We start from the raw sequence: 13,102 nt of genomic DNA, 5'->3' as shown, positions 1-13,102 counted from the left end.
CCACGCCACCCTTCCACATCACACGGACAAGGACACATCATGGAATACCGCTATCTCGGCCAATCGGGCTTCAAGGTCCCGGCCCTCGGCTTCGGCGCCGGCACCTTCGGCGGCGAGGGGCCGCTGTTCAGCGCCTGGGGCAACACCGATGTCGCCGGCGCCCGCCGCATCGTCGACATCTGCCTTGACGCCGGTGTCAACCTGTTCGACAGCGCCGACGTCTACTCGAGCGGGGCGTCCGAATCGATCCTCGGCGCGGCCATCCAGGGCCGGCGCGACAAGGTCATCCTGTCGACCAAGCTGGCGCTGCGCGCGGGCGACGGACCGAACGACGTCGGCGCCTCGCGCCATCATCTGGTCCAGGGCGTCGATGCCGCGCTGCGGCGTCTGGGCACCGACACCATCGACCTGCTGCAACTGCATGCCTTCGACGCCATGACGCCGGTCGAGCAGGTGCTGCGCACCCTCGACGACCTGGTCCGCGCCGGCAAGGTGCGCTACATCGGCGCGTCGAATTTCTCGGGCTGGCAGCTGATGAAGTCGCTGGCGGCCTCCGATCGGCTCGGGCTGTCGCGCTATGTCGCCAACCAGGCCTACTACTCGCTGGTCGGCCGCGACTACGAATGGGAGCTGATGCCGCTCGGGCTCGACCAGGGCGTCGGTGCGATCGTCTGGAGCCCGCTCGGCTGGGGCCGCCTGACCGGCAAGATCCGGCGCGGACAACCCTTGCCGGCGGCCAGCCGACTGAACGACACCGCCGGCTTCGCGCCGCCGGTGGACGACGAGCGCCTCTACCGCGTGGTCGACGCAATGGACCGGGTGGCCGAGGAAACCGGCAAGACGCTGCCGCAGATCGCGCTCAACTGGCTGCTGCGCCGGCCGACCGTGTCCTCGGTGCTGATCGGCGCGCGCGACGAGGCGCAGCTCAGGCAGAACCTCGGCGCGCTGGGCTGGGAGCTCACGGCCGACCAGATCGCACGGCTCGATGCCGCCAGCGCCACGACGCCGCCCTACCCCTACTACCCTTACTGGAACGGCCAGTTCGCCGAGCGCAGCCCGGTCGCCGTGCAGCCGCGCTAAAGCGCGACCAGAGGCTCGAAGCCGCCCCAGAACATCCGCTTGCCATCGAACGGCATCTCGGCCGGATTCATCATGCCGGCCAGGCGCGGGTCGCTCATCGCCTTGGCGTTGACTTCGTCACGGTGGTCGCGCGACTCGAAGACGATCCACGAGAACACCACGATCTCGTCGTCCTTCAACTGGACGGCCTGCGGGAAAGACGTGTGCTCGCCGGCCTTCACGTCCTCGGCGATCCACTCGCGGTATTCGAGCGCGCCGTGCTCGCGCCAGACCGATCCCGCCAGCGCCGCCATCTGGCGGTAGGCATCGATCTTGTCCTTCTTGAGGGGAAGCACGTAGCCGTCGACATAGGCCATGCCAGGACTCCTTGGTGTGGATCGAACATAAACAGAACCGCGTGGTTCAGTATATGCATTCCTGCGCGGCCGCCAAGCCCCGCATCGGGTTGCGGGATTGCGGGGCCGGATCACGCAGAATCCGGTCTCTCATCCTTGCGGGTTCTCCCATGTCGTCTGAGCTGGTCCAGGTGCTCGTCCTGCTGGGCGTCGCGATCGCCATGTTCGTCTCGGGCCGGCCGCGCCTGGACGCCGTGGCGCTGATCATGATCGTGCTGCTGCCCATGACCGGCATCATCGACATCAACGAGGCGCTGGCGGGCTTTTCCGATCCCAACATCGTGCTGGTCGCCGCCCTGTTCGTGCTCGGCGAAGGCCTGGTGCGCACCGGCGTGGCCCAGCATGTGGGCGACTGGCTGGTGAAGCACGGCGGCCGCAGCGAGACCCGCCTGCTGGCGCTGCTGATGCTGGCGGTCGGCCTGATGGGTTCGTTCATGAGTTCCACCGCCGTGGTCGCGATCTTCATTCCGATCGTGATTCGCATCGCGCAGCAGACCGGCATCGCGGCCGGCCAGCTGCTGATGCCGGTGAGCGTGGCGGGACTGATCAGCGGCATGATGACCCTGGTGGCGACCACGCCCAACCTGATCGTGAACAGCGAGCTGATGCGCCACGGGGCCGCCGGCTTCGGCTTCTTCACCATCACGCCGATCGGCGTGCCGGTGCTGCTGCTCGCGATCGCCTACATGGCGGTGGCCCGGCGGCGCCTGCGCAGCGACAGCAGCGCGCCGGGCGGCGGCCGGCCGAGCCTGAACGACTGGGTGGACCAGTACAAACTGCACGACCGGGCCTTCCGCCTCGCCGTGCAGCCCGATTCGCCGCTGGTCGGGCGCAGCCTCGAAGGCCTCGGACTCGGCGCGGCCGCCGATGCCCATGTGATCGCGCTCGAGCGCCAGCACACGCTGCGGCGCGAGGTGTTGCGGGTCTCGGCCGACACCGAGATCCGGGCCGGCGACATCCTGCTGCTCGACGTCGAGTCGAAGACCTTCGACGTCCCGGCCCTGTGCGAGCGCTACGCGCTGCTCCGGCTGCCGCTCTCCGGCGCCTACTTCACCGACCAGTCGCGCGACGTCGGCATGGCCGAGGCGGTGATCCCGGTCGACTCGACGCTGGTCGGCACCAGCGGCAGCGAATCGCGCCTGCTGGCGCAGCACGGCCTGACGGTGGTGGGCCTGCGGCGCGGCCGGGTCACCCACGCACACGGCCTGGAAAGCGCGCGCCTCAAGGTCGGCGACACGCTGCTGCTGGTCGGGCCGTGGCAAGCCATCCGCGCCCTGCAGACCGACGGCCACGACCTGGTCGGCCTGAGCCTGCCCCAGGAAGGCGGGGCGCTGCTGCCGGCGCCGCGCCGGGCGCCGCACGCGGTGTTCTGCCTGCTGCTGGTGATCGGTCTGATGCTGTCGGGGGCGATCCCCAATGTGCAGGCGGCGATCATCGGCTGCCTGCTGATGGGCCTGTTCCGCTGCATCGACCTGGACTCGGCCTACCGGGCGATCCACTGGCGCAGCCTGATCCTGATCGTCGGCATGCTGCCCTTCTCGCTGGCGCTGCAGCGCACCGGCGGCATCGACCTGGCGGCCGACGGCCTGCTGGCGCTGGTGGGCGGCTACGGCATCCGTCCGGTGCTGGCCTGTCTTTTCGTGCTGTGTTCGCTGATCGGCCTGGTGATCGCGAACACCGCCACCGCGGTGCTGATGGCGCCGGTGGCGCTGGCGCTGGCCAAGCACCTCGACGCATCGCCCTACCCGTTCGCGATGATGGTGGCGCTGGCCGCGTCGGCCGGCTTCATGACGCCGATCTCGTCGCCCGTCAACACGCTGGTCAGCACCGCCGGCAACTACGGCTTCGGCGATTTCGTCAAGATCGGCCTGCCGCTCGCGGTGATGGTGGGGGCCGTGAGCGTGCTCCTCGTGCCTTGGCTGCTGCCGCCCTGATCAACCGGCACGCAGCTGCTCGCGCAGCTTGATGCCGATCTCGGGCCGCTCCAGGAAGGGGTCGGCCGGGTTGGTGATCGACACGATGTTCTCCATCCGGCTCTTCACGTTGCCGAGCGCCTTCGGGTGGCTGAAGACGTAGAACTGGTTGGCGCTGATCGCATCGAACACCATCTGGGCGACCTCGGCGGCGCTGACCTTGCCGCTGCTGACCGCCTTGTTGCTCATCGCCTGGCCGATCAGCTGGCTCCTGGTGAGTTCGCCGCCGGCCAGCGCGCCCGGGCGGTTGCGTTCGCTCTGGGTGATGCCGGTGGGCACGAAGTACGGGCACAGCAGGCTGGCGCCGACCTGGTCGGTGACCAGCTTCAGGTCCTGGTAGAGCGTCTCGGTGAGGCTCACGACCGCGGCCTTGGCGGCGTTGTAGATGCCCATGTTGGGCGGCGTCAGCAGGCCCGCCATGCTGGCGGTGTTGACGATGTGGCCGCGGTACGCCGGGTCCTTCGCCGCCGCTTCGAGCATCATCGGCGTGAACAGGCGCACGCCGTGCACCACGCCCCACAGGTCGACGCCGAGCACCCATTCCCAGTCGGCGACGCTGTTCTCCCACACCAGGCCGCCGGCACCCACGCCGGCGTTGTTGAAGACGAAGTGCGGTGCGCCGAAGCGCTGCTGCACCGCCTGGGCGAGGGCGTCCATCTGGGCCGCGTCGGCGACGTCGACCTTGCGCGCCAGCACCTGCGCGCCGGCGGCTTCCATTTCGGCCTGCGCCCGGTCGAGCGCATCCTGCTGCACGTCGACCAGCACGAGGTTCATGCCGCGGGCCGCGCCGATGCGCGCGCATTCGAGGCCGAAGCCGGAGCCGGCGCCGGTGAGAACGGCCGTCGTGCCCTTGAAGTCCTGGATCATTTGCGCGTGTCCTTTCGTCTCTGGTGTTGGCGGTGAGGCGCTATTGAAATACGAAACCGGCGCGATCGCAGTCGCGAAGGTGCTTCCCGCTCAGGGGGACAGCGCCTTCAACACATACCCGATGCGCGGAAAGTGCACGTGCACCGTGCCCGCGCGCGGATCGGTGCGCCGCAGCGTGTAGTGGGTGCGGGTGGCGGCGACCAGGTCGCCCTCGGTGGTCTCGGGCCCGAAGCTCTCGGCGGCGATCGTGACAGGCGTGCCGAGCGCGAGGCCGTGCTCGTCCTGGAAGGTGCTGTCGGACAGCAGCGTGTGGGGCGTCGACGCGGCCGCCACCTCGATCGCCCGGGCGGCATCGAAGACCTGCATCGTGCCGTGGCCGATGGCCGCCATGCGGTCCATCCAGTCGCCCACGGCGGGCGTCAATTGCAGGATGCCGGCCATCGAGGGCGTGCGCTTGCGCGTGAACCACAGCGGGTGGTAGCAGGCGAAGTCGGCCACGGTGGGGAAGGCGCCGAGCAGGTAGTCGGTGTCGTCGAGCATGTCGGACAGCCGCCGCAGGTACGACTTGTAGGCCGCGGCGGCGTCCGCCGGCCGCAGCCGCACCATGTTGCCGCTCATCGCGCGGCGGTCTTCGGTGAAGGCCTTGGCCAGCTCCGGCGGCGCCTTGCCGAACATGTCGGCCGCGCCCTTGGGGCTGAAGTTGTAGGCCATCGCGGCCCAGAACAGCGTGCTGTCGGCCCATTGCGCGAGCACCCGCGCCAGGCCCTTGCCCGGCTCCGGGTAGATCGACGGCAGCGGCGCCAGGTGTTCGAGCACGTCGCAGATCAGCGCCGTGTCGCAGTAGATGTCGGCGCCAATCTGCAGCACCGGCGTGCGGCGGTAGCCGCCGGTGAGCGCGACCAGGTCGGGCTTGGGCGCGATCTGCGGAATGATCACGGACTTCCAGGCCAGCTTCTTGTAGCCGAGGATCAGCCGCAGCTTCTCCGAGAAAGGCGAGGTGGCGTAGTGGTGGAGGATCAGGTCTGCCATGGGGTCTTTCGAGAATGCGCCGTCACTGGGGCCGCGCGCGGGAAATGATCGCATCGAGGTCGACGCCGGCGCCGAGCGTGCCGAAGGCATGGCCCCAGTCGCCGCCCAGGCGCGAGGCGCAGAAGCCGCCGACCATGGCCGGCGGCGCGGTCTGCACCAGCAGCGCGGCCTGCACCGCGAGGGCCACGTCCTGCGCCAGCCGGCGGGCTTCGACCTCGGTCGCCATGGCCTCGATCCGCGCCGGCAGCGCATCGGCCAGCCGGTCGAGCGCGGCATCGCTGCCGCGCGCCGGCGCCAGTTCCTGCGCCAGCGCGGCGACCGCATCGCCCTTGCGCAGGCCGCGCAGCAGGTCGAGCGCCATGATGTTGCCGGCGCCCTCCCAGATCGAATTGAGCGGCATCTCGCGATACACGCGTGCCATCACGCCCTCGCCGCCCTCTTCCACGAAGCCGTTGCCGCCCAGGCATTCCATCGCCTCCTGGGCGAAATGGCTGCCGCGCTTGCAGATCCAGAATTTGGCCACCGGCGTCAGCAGCCGGGCCATCAGGCGCTCGTGTTCGTCGCCCGCGTGGTCGAAGGCGCGCGCCAGGCGGATCGCCAGCGCGGTCGCGGCTTCGCTTTCGAGCGCCAGGTCGGCCAGCACGTTCTTCATCAGCGGCTGTTCGATCAGCGGCCGGCCGAAGGCCTGGCGCTGCGCCGTGTGGTTCAGCGCCAGGCTCAGGGCCTGGCGCATCAGGCCGCTGGTGCCGAGCGCGCAATCGAGCCGGGTCATGGTGCCCATCTCGAGGATCTGCGGAATGCCGCGCCCCTCCTCGCCCACCAGCCAGGCGCTGGCGCCATGGAACTCGACCTCGGAGCTGGCATTGGCCTTGTTGCCGAGCTTGTCCTTCAGGCGCTGGATGCGGATCTCGTTGCGGCTGCCGTCGGGCAGCACGCGCGGCAGGAAGAAGCACGACAGTCCGGCCGGCGCCTGCGCAAGGATCAGGAAGGCGTCGCACATCGGCGCCGAGAAGAACCACTTGTGGCCGGTGATCGCGTAGCGCTCGCCCCAGCCGTCGCTGCCGGTGTGCACGGCCTGCGTGGTGTTGGCGCGGACGTCCGAGCCGCCCTGCTTTTCGGTCATGCCCATGCCCATCGTGAGGCCGGGCTTGTCGCGCCACAGCCTGAGCGCCGGGTCGTACCAGCGGCTCGCGAGCTTCGGCCCCCAGTCGGCGTACACGCCGCCGTTGCTGCGCAACGCGGGCGTGACGGCGTAGCTCATCGAGATCGGGCACAGCATCGAAGGCTCGAGTTCGGTGAACAGCATGAAGCCGGCCGCGCGCTCGACATGCGGCGACTGCGATTCGCCCGTCCAGGGCGCGCCGTGCAGGCCGGCGCCGACCGCGGCCGTCATCAGCGCGTGGTAGCTCGGGTGGAACTCCACCTCGTCGATGCGGCGGCCGAAGCGGTCGTGGGTGTGGAGCACCGGCGGGTGGATGTTGGCCAGCCGCGCATGGGTCTGCATCCCGATGCTGCCGATCTCGGCGCCGAGGCTGCGCAGCGGATCCAGCTGCAGCTGCGGCGCGTTGTGCTTCAGCGCGTCGGCCAGCGGCCGGTTGGTATCGAACAGGTTGTAGCCGGTGAGCGGCGCCGGCTGGTTGAAGACCTCGTGCGTGCTGTCCATGGCCGGCTCCCTGTGGCTGCGTTCAGATCAGCTTGACCAGCTGCTTGCCGAAGTTCCGGCCCTTCAGCAGGCCGAGGAAGGCCTCGGGCGCCGCCTCGATGCCCTGGGCGACCGACTCGCGCGGCCGCAGCTTGCCGCTGGCGACCAGCGCGCCCAGTTCGGCCAGCGCCTCGGGCCAGACTTCCATGTGCTCGCTGACGATGAAGCCCTCGAGCTTGAGCCGGTTGACCAGGAACAGCGCCGGGTTGGCGAGCGGCAGCGGCTGGCCGTCGTAGCCCGCGATCATGCCGCACAGCGCGATGCGGGCGAAGGCGTTGGTGCGCAGCAGCACCGCATCGAAGATGTAGCCGCCGACGTTCTCGAAGTAGCCGTCGATGCCCTTCGGGCAGGCTTCCTTCAGGGCCGCGCTCATGCTCTTGACGTCCGGATGCTGGCGGTAGTCGATGCAGGCGTCGAAGCCGAGCTCGTCGGTGACGTACTTGCACTTGTCGGGGCCGCCGGCGATGCCGACCACGCGGCAGCCGCGGGCCTTGGCCAGCGCACCGAAGGCGCTGCCGACGGCGCCGCTGGCGGCGGTGATGACCACGGTCTCGCCGGCCTTCGGCGCGATGATCTTCACCAGGCCGTACCAGGCCGTGACGCCCGGCATGCCGACCGCGCCCAGATAGTGCGACAGCGGCACGTGCGTGGTGTCGACCTTCTTGAGCGCGCCGGGCTGCGAGGCGTCGACCACGCTGTATTCCTGCCAGCCGCCGAAGCCGACCACCTTGTCGCCCGCGGCGTACTTGGGGTGCTGGCTCTCGACCACCTCGCCGACCGTGCCGCCCTGCATCACCTGCCCCAGCGGCTGCGGCTGGGCATAGCTCTTGGCGTCGTTCATGCGGCCGCGCATGTAGGGGTCGAGGCTCATGTAGTGGTGGCGCACCAGCACCTGGTTGTCCTTCAGCGCCGGTGTCTCGGTGCTGACGAGCTTGAAGTTGCCGGCGACGGCTTCGCCTTCGGGGCGGTTGTCGAGGATCTGTTGTCTGTTGGTGGGCATGGAGGTCTCCGGGGATAAGGGGTCAGTCGGTCGAAGGCGGGCGCATCGCGTTGGCGCTGGCCGGCCCCGTGGGCAGGCGGCGCTTCACGTACTTGAAGGTCCCGGTGGCATGGGCGCAGAGGCGCTCCTGGGCGTCGTAGATCTTGGCCTCGGTGAAGCCCATCGTCGCGGTGCGGTGCAGCAGGCTGCCGCGCGCGATCAGCGGGCCGACCGAAGGCGCCATGAAGGTGGTCTTCATCTCGATCGTGACGACGCCGATCTCGGGCGTCTCGCTGCGCGCGGCGGCGGCCATGGCGATGTCGAGCATCGTCATGACGGCGCCGCCGTGCGTCACGTCGAAGGTGTTCAGGTGCTCGGGCTTGGCGGTGTAGCGCAGCTCGGATTCGCCGCCCTCGAACTTCGTGATCTCGAAGCCCAGATGGCGCGCGAACGGAATGCGGTCCGTGTAGGAGCGCAGGTTGATGCTGTCGTCGGAATCGGTCATGTCAGGCGCCAAGGACCACGCTCACGCCGCCGTCGATCGCCAGCCACTGGCCCGTGATGTGCTTGCCGGCATCGCTGGCGTACAGCAGCGTGACGCCTTTCAGATCCTCGTCGTCGCCGAGCCGGCCCAGCGGCGCATGGGAGGCCATCTTCTCCTCGCCGATCGACTTGATCAGGCCCGCTGCCATCTTGGTCATGAAGAAGCCCGGGCAGATCGCGTTGACGTTGATGTTGTACTTGCCCCATTCGGCGGCCAGCGTGTGGGTGAAGCCGATCACCGCGCTCTTCGAGGTGTTGTAGGCGATGGTCTGCATCTCGGGCGGGTTGCCGTTGAGGCCGGCGATCGAGGCGATGTTGATGATCCGCCCGGCCTTCTTCGGGATCATGTAGGCACGCGCCACCTGCTGGGCCAGGATGAAGTAGCCGCGGACGTTGAGGTTCATCACCTTGTCCCAGGCCTCGACCGGATGGTCCTCGGCCGGCGCGCCCCAGCTGGCGCCGGCGTTGTTGACCAGGATGTCGATCGCGCCCATGCGCTCCAGCGTCTCGGTGGCGAGGCGGCGGGTGTCCTCCTCCTTCGAGCAGTCGGCCGCGATCCAGCGGGTGTCGATGCCGGCGGCCTGCAGCTCGGCCGCGGCCTGCTCGAGGTCGTCGGCCTTGCGCGAGCTCAGCATGATGCGGGCGCCGGCCTCGCCCAGCGCGTGGGCCATCTGCAGGCCCAGGCCGCGCGAGCCGCCGGTGATCAGCGCGGTCTTGCCGCTGAGGTCGAAAAGCTTCTGGATGCTACGTGCAGTCATGGTGTCTCCGGGAAATTAGGGGGGTTTGATAGTCGAGCACGCTGCGCGACTCGCGCAGGCTGCCGAGCACGGCCGACACCTCGACGTGCTTCGGGTGCTCCAGGTAGTCCTGCAGCGCGGCCTCGTCGTCGAAGGCGGAGTTCAGCACCACGTCGCAATTGGCCTCGAGGCCTGGCGTGCGCACGCCGACCTCGAACTGGCGCATGCCGGGCACCAGGCCCTGGCAGCTGTCGAGCCGGGCCTTGAACGCGGCGGCGTCCTTGGGGTTCTTGAGCTTCCACATCACGATGTGCTTGATCATGGCGCGTCCTTGCCGTCCGGGTAGCGGGAACGAACGTAGATGAGCAGCACGCCGACGGCCACCAGCACCGCGCCGGGCACGGCCAGGACCCAGCCCAGCGCTTCGTCGGCACGGCCGACGGCGATGCCGATGACCACGCCGAAGAGACCGCCGAAGATCAGGATCCAGATCCATTTCTCCAACGTCGCATGCGGCTTCGCCTGTGACACGCCGGCCATCAGAAAGCCTCCTCGGGCAGGGTCGCGCAGGTCGGGTCGCGGCGCTCGACCACCTGGAGCCAGGCACCGATCTTCGGCAGTTCGTAGTGGAAGAAGAAGTCGGCCGCGCCGAGCCGCCCGACCGTGGCCGGCAAGGCCCGGGCGGCGTCGCGCGCCAGCGCGTGCTGCGCGACGTCGAGCCAGATCCAGGCCAGCACCACGTGGCCGAAGGCCTGCATGTAGGGCACCGCGTTGGCCAGCGCCTCCTGCGGGTTGCCGGTGGCCCAGGCGGCCCGGGTGGCCGAGCCGATGCGCGCGAGCGCCTCGCCGAGCGCCTTGGCGTGGTCGGCCAGTGCCGGCACCACGGCGGCGCGCGCGATGGTCTCGCCGACACGGCCGGCCAGCAGCTGCAGGCCGCGCCCGTCTTCCATCAGCACCTTGCGCCCGAGCAGGTCGGCCGCCTGGATGCCGTGGGTGCCTTCGTGGATCATGTTGAGCCGGTTGTCGCGCCAGTACTGCTCGACCGGGAAATCGCGCGTGTAGCCGTAGCCGCCATGGACCTGGATCGCCAGCGAATTGGCTTCCAGGCACCATTCGCTGGGCCAGCTCTTGGCGATCGGGGTCAGCACCTCCAGCAGCAGCCGCGCGTCGTCGGCCGCCTGTGCGTCGCCGGTCTTCTGCTCGTCGACCAGCCGCGCGCAATAGAGCTCCAGCGCCAGGGCGCCCTCGCAGTACGCCTTCTGGGCCAGCAGCATGCGCCGCACGTCGGCGTGCTCGATGATCCGGACCTGGGGCTTGGCCGCGTCCTTGCCGGCCGGGCCCGCGGGCCGGCCCTGCGGCCGGTTCCTGGCGTAGTCGAGCGAGGCGAGGTAGCCCGCCATGCCGAGCATGGTCGCGGCCGTGCCGACGCCGATGCGCGCCTCGTTCATCATGTGGAACATGCAGTGCAGGCCCTTGCCGGGCTGACCCACCAGGTAGCCCACCGCGCCGGCCTTGCCGCCGACCGGGAACTTGCCCTCGCCGAAGTTGAGCAGCGTGTTGGTGGTGCCGCGCCAGCCGAGCTTGTGGTTGAGGCCGGCCAGCGCCACGTCGTTGCGCTCGCCGGTCAGTTGGCCGTCGGTGCCGACCATCTTCTTGGGCACGATGAACAGCGAGATGCCGCGCGTGCCGGGAACCAGCTTGCCGTTCTCGTCGGGAATCTTGGCCAGCACGATGTGCACGATGTTCTCGGTCAGCTCGTGATCGCCGGCCGAGATCCACATCTTGTTGCCGGTGAGGCGATAGCGCGGCCCCAGCGGGTCGTCCTGGAAGCCGGGGCCGTCGGGCACGGCGCGGGTGGCGACGTCGCTCAAGCTGGAGCCGGCCTGCGGCTCCGACAGGCACATGGTGCCCGACCAGCGGCCGGCGAACTCGTTCTTGGCGAAGACCTCCTTCTGCATCTCGGTGCCGTGCACCATCAGCAGGTTGGCGTTGCCGCTGGTGAGCATGTTCGAGCCGATGCTGACCGAGGCCATGGCGAAGAAGCTGTTGGCTGCCGCCGACAGGGTGTAGGGCAGTTGCATGCCGCCGATGTCGTAGTCCTGGGCGGCGCTCAGCATGCCGGATTCGACGAAGGCCTTGTGGGCATCATGGGTGGCCTGCGGCAGGATCACGCGCTCGCCGTCGAAGTGCGGCTCCTGGGTGTCGACGATGCGGTTGCTCGGCGCGTACTTCTCGCGCGCGATGCGCTCGCAGGTGTCGAGCACGGCATCGAAGGTCTCGCGCGAATGGTCGGCGAAGCGCTCGCGCTCGTTGAGCGTCTCGGCATGCAGCCAGTCGTAGAGAAGGAAGTCGAGGGTGGGACGAAGGCTCATGGAGAGGATCGCTGGGCTAGGGGTTGGAATTCGATTCTGCCGCAGCAAGCGATGCCGATGGCAGCCGTGCAATGGTGCCCTGGGCGAGCGCGCAGGGCTTGTCTCGCCGTCGTTGACCGCGCCGATCTCGCAGGTACGGACCTGCCCGCGCGCGCACGCCATCCGCCGCCCGAACGCCGGCGATCAGCTGCTTGCCGATCGCCGATCGCCAGGCGGCGCATGGCGCTCTCGCGTCAGAGGACTTCGAACACGCCGGCCGCGCCCATGCCGCCGCCGATGCACATCGTGACCACGACCTTCTTGGCGCCGCGGCGCTTGCCTTCGATCAGCGCGTGGCCGGTGAGGCGCTGGCCGCTGACGCCGTAGGGGTGGCCGACCGCGATCGCGCCGCCGTCGACGTTGAGCCGGTCGGCCGGGATGCCGAGCTTGTCGCGGCAGTAGATCACCTGCACCGCGAACGCTTCGTTGAGCTCCCAGAGGTCGATGTCGCTCACCTTGAGGCCCAGGCGGTTCAGCACCTTCGGGATCGCGAACACCGGACCGATGCCCATTTCGTCGGGCTCGCAGCCGGCGACCGCGAAGCCGAGGAAGCGGCCCAGCGGCTTCAGGCCCTTCTGCTCGGCGTACTTTTCGTCGACCAGCACGCAGGCGCCGCCGCCGTCGGAGAACTGGCTGGCATTGCCGGCCGAGATCAGGCCGCCGGGGATCGCCGGACGGATGCCACTGATGCCTTCCTTGGTGGTGCCGGCGCGGATGCCCTCGTCGTTCTCGATCGTGACTTCCTTGGTGCGCAGGCCCAGCACGGCATCGGCCACGCCGGCCAGCACGGTGATCGGTGCGATCTCGTCCTTGAAGCGGCCGGCTTCCAGCGCGGCGGTGGCCTTCTGCTGGCTGGCGGCGCCGTACTCGTCCATGGCGTCGCGGCCGATGTTGTAGCGCTTGGCGACCTGCTCGGCGGTCTGCAGCATGTTCCAGTAGATCTCGGGCTTGTGCTTGACCAGCCAGGGGTCGGCCAGCATGTGCTTGTTGGCCTCGTTCTGCACGCACGAGATGCTCTCGACGCCGCCGGCGACGTAGACCTCGCCCTCGCCCGCGATGATGCGCTGGGCGGCGGTGGCGATGGTCTGCAGGCCCGAGGAGCAGAAGCGGTTGATGGTCATGCCCGAAGTGGTGATCGGCAGGCCGGCGCGCAGCGCGATCTGGCGCGCGATGTTCGAGCCGGTGGCGCCTTCGGGGGTCGCGCAGCCCATGATCACGTCGTCGACCGAGGCCAGATCGATGCCGGCGCGCTGCACCGCGTGCTGCACCGCGTGGCCGCCGAGCGTGGCGCCGTGCGTCATGTTGAAGGCACCCTTCCAGCTCTTGGCGAGCGGCGTGCGGGCGGTGGAGACGATGACGGCGCGGGTCATGGTGAGGTCCTTTGAG

General features: G+C 69.3%; 13 protein-coding genes. 2 read left to right on the top strand and 11 right to left on the bottom strand.

The features are described 5' to 3' along the window. The first annotated feature begins 39 nt into the window (after positions 1-39). Complete coding sequence (locus QTI33_RS25565) at positions 40-1,080, top strand: aldo/keto reductase (protein ID WP_286509164.1); 1,041 nt, start codon at positions 40-42, stop codon at positions 1,078-1,080. Here the strand turns inward: QTI33_RS25565 and QTI33_RS25560 are convergent. Beyond that, positions 1,077-1,436: a DUF1428 domain-containing protein gene (locus tag QTI33_RS25560; protein ID WP_286509163.1), complete on the bottom strand. Its 360-nt coding sequence runs from the start codon at positions 1,434-1,436 to the stop codon at positions 1,077-1,079. The two genes, QTI33_RS25565 and QTI33_RS25560, sit on opposite strands and share 4 nt — an antisense overlap. Positions 1,437-1,585: 149 nt before the next feature. Between QTI33_RS25560 and QTI33_RS25555 the strand changes: the two genes are divergently transcribed. Continuing rightward, positions 1,586-3,409, top strand: coding sequence for an SLC13 family permease (locus QTI33_RS25555; RefSeq protein ID WP_286509162.1), 1,824 nt, complete (start codon positions 1,586-1,588; stop codon positions 3,407-3,409). Here QTI33_RS25555 and QTI33_RS25550 read toward each other — a convergent pair whose 3' ends face one another. The 10 genes from QTI33_RS25550 to QTI33_RS25505 form a co-directional block, all read right to left on the bottom strand. Beyond that, positions 3,410-4,315: an SDR family oxidoreductase gene (locus QTI33_RS25550; RefSeq protein WP_286509161.1), complete on the bottom strand. Its 906-nt coding sequence runs from the start codon at positions 4,313-4,315 to the stop codon at positions 3,410-3,412. 90 nt (positions 4,316-4,405) lie between these two features. Further along, positions 4,406-5,344: a glutathione S-transferase family protein gene (locus QTI33_RS25545; protein WP_286509160.1), complete on the bottom strand. Its 939-nt coding sequence runs from the start codon at positions 5,342-5,344 to the stop codon at positions 4,406-4,408. A gap of 22 nt (positions 5,345-5,366) precedes the next feature. Beyond that, positions 5,367-7,007, bottom strand: coding sequence for an isovaleryl-CoA dehydrogenase (locus QTI33_RS25540; RefSeq protein WP_286509159.1), 1,641 nt, complete (start codon positions 7,005-7,007; stop codon positions 5,367-5,369). Between the two features lie 22 nt (positions 7,008-7,029). Then, a complete protein-coding gene (locus QTI33_RS25535; RefSeq protein WP_286509158.1) occupies positions 7,030-8,046 on the bottom strand; it encodes an NADP-dependent oxidoreductase in 1,017 nt (338 codons plus the stop codon). A gap of 22 nt (positions 8,047-8,068) precedes the next feature. After that, complete coding sequence (locus tag QTI33_RS25530; RefSeq protein ID WP_286509157.1) at positions 8,069-8,530, bottom strand: PaaI family thioesterase; 462 nt, start codon at positions 8,528-8,530, stop codon at positions 8,069-8,071. 1 nt (position 8,531) lies between these two features. After that, positions 8,532-9,326, bottom strand: a complete 795-nt coding sequence (locus tag QTI33_RS25525; RefSeq protein WP_286509156.1) for an SDR family oxidoreductase — start codon at positions 9,324-9,326, stop codon at positions 8,532-8,534. Beyond that, complete coding sequence (locus QTI33_RS25520) at positions 9,313-9,627, bottom strand: Dabb family protein (RefSeq protein WP_286509155.1); 315 nt, start codon at positions 9,625-9,627, stop codon at positions 9,313-9,315. Before QTI33_RS25520 ends, QTI33_RS25525 begins: the two co-directional genes overlap by 14 nt. Beyond that, the gene (locus tag QTI33_RS25515; RefSeq protein ID WP_286509154.1) at positions 9,624-9,845 is read right to left on the bottom strand and encodes a hypothetical protein; all 222 of its coding nucleotides are present in this window, start codon (positions 9,843-9,845) and stop codon (positions 9,624-9,626) included. The genes QTI33_RS25520 and QTI33_RS25515 overlap by 4 nt, the downstream gene beginning before the upstream one ends. Further along, entirely contained in the window at positions 9,845-11,677 is a 1,833-nt protein-coding gene (locus tag QTI33_RS25510; RefSeq protein WP_286509153.1) for an acyl-CoA dehydrogenase, read from the bottom strand. The genes QTI33_RS25515 and QTI33_RS25510 overlap by 1 nt, the downstream gene beginning before the upstream one ends. Positions 11,678-11,910: 233 nt before the next feature. After that, positions 11,911-13,086, bottom strand: coding sequence for an acetyl-CoA C-acyltransferase (locus QTI33_RS25505; RefSeq protein WP_286509152.1), 1,176 nt, complete (start codon positions 13,084-13,086; stop codon positions 11,911-11,913). Positions 13,087-13,102 lie beyond the last annotated feature (16 nt).

The organism is Variovorax davisae (assembly GCF_030316845.1).
Classification (GTDB): domain Bacteria; phylum Pseudomonadota; class Gammaproteobacteria; order Burkholderiales; family Burkholderiaceae_C; genus Variovorax; species Variovorax davisae.
The sequence above is the reverse complement of the archived record's forward strand: the minus strand, read 5'-3'. Positions and strand labels throughout refer to the sequence as shown.

Bases quoted from the DNA above. Each gene is read 5' to 3' on its own strand.
- QTI33_RS25565 (WP_286509164.1), top strand. From the start codon at position 40: ATGGAATACCGCTATCTCGGCCAATCGGGCTTCAAGGTCCCGGCCCTC.
- QTI33_RS25560 (WP_286509163.1), bottom strand. From the start codon at position 1,436: ATGGCCTATGTCGACGGCTACGTGCTTCCCCTCAAGAAGGACAAGATC.
- QTI33_RS25555 (WP_286509162.1), top strand. From the start codon at position 1,586: ATGTCGTCTGAGCTGGTCCAGGTGCTCGTCCTGCTGGGCGTCGCGATC.
- QTI33_RS25550 (WP_286509161.1), bottom strand. From the start codon at position 4,315: ATGATCCAGGACTTCAAGGGCACGACGGCCGTTCTCACCGGCGCCGGC.
- QTI33_RS25545 (WP_286509160.1), bottom strand. From the start codon at position 5,344: ATGGCAGACCTGATCCTCCACCACTACGCCACCTCGCCTTTCTCGGAG.
- QTI33_RS25540 (WP_286509159.1), bottom strand. From the start codon at position 7,007: ATGGACAGCACGCACGAGGTCTTCAACCAGCCGGCGCCGCTCACCGGC.
- QTI33_RS25535 (WP_286509158.1), bottom strand. From the start codon at position 8,046: ATGCCCACCAACAGACAACAGATCCTCGACAACCGCCCCGAAGGCGAA.
- QTI33_RS25530 (WP_286509157.1), bottom strand. From the start codon at position 8,530: ATGACCGATTCCGACGACAGCATCAACCTGCGCTCCTACACGGACCGC.
- QTI33_RS25525 (WP_286509156.1), bottom strand. From the start codon at position 9,326: ATGACTGCACGTAGCATCCAGAAGCTTTTCGACCTCAGCGGCAAGACC.
- QTI33_RS25520 (WP_286509155.1), bottom strand. From the start codon at position 9,627: ATGATCAAGCACATCGTGATGTGGAAGCTCAAGAACCCCAAGGACGCC.
- QTI33_RS25515 (WP_286509154.1), bottom strand. From the start codon at position 9,845: ATGGCCGGCGTGTCACAGGCGAAGCCGCATGCGACGTTGGAGAAATGG.
- QTI33_RS25510 (WP_286509153.1), bottom strand. From the start codon at position 11,677: ATGAGCCTTCGTCCCACCCTCGACTTCCTTCTCTACGACTGGCTGCAT.
- QTI33_RS25505 (WP_286509152.1), bottom strand. From the start codon at position 13,086: ATGACCCGCGCCGTCATCGTCTCCACCGCCCGCACGCCGCTCGCCAAG.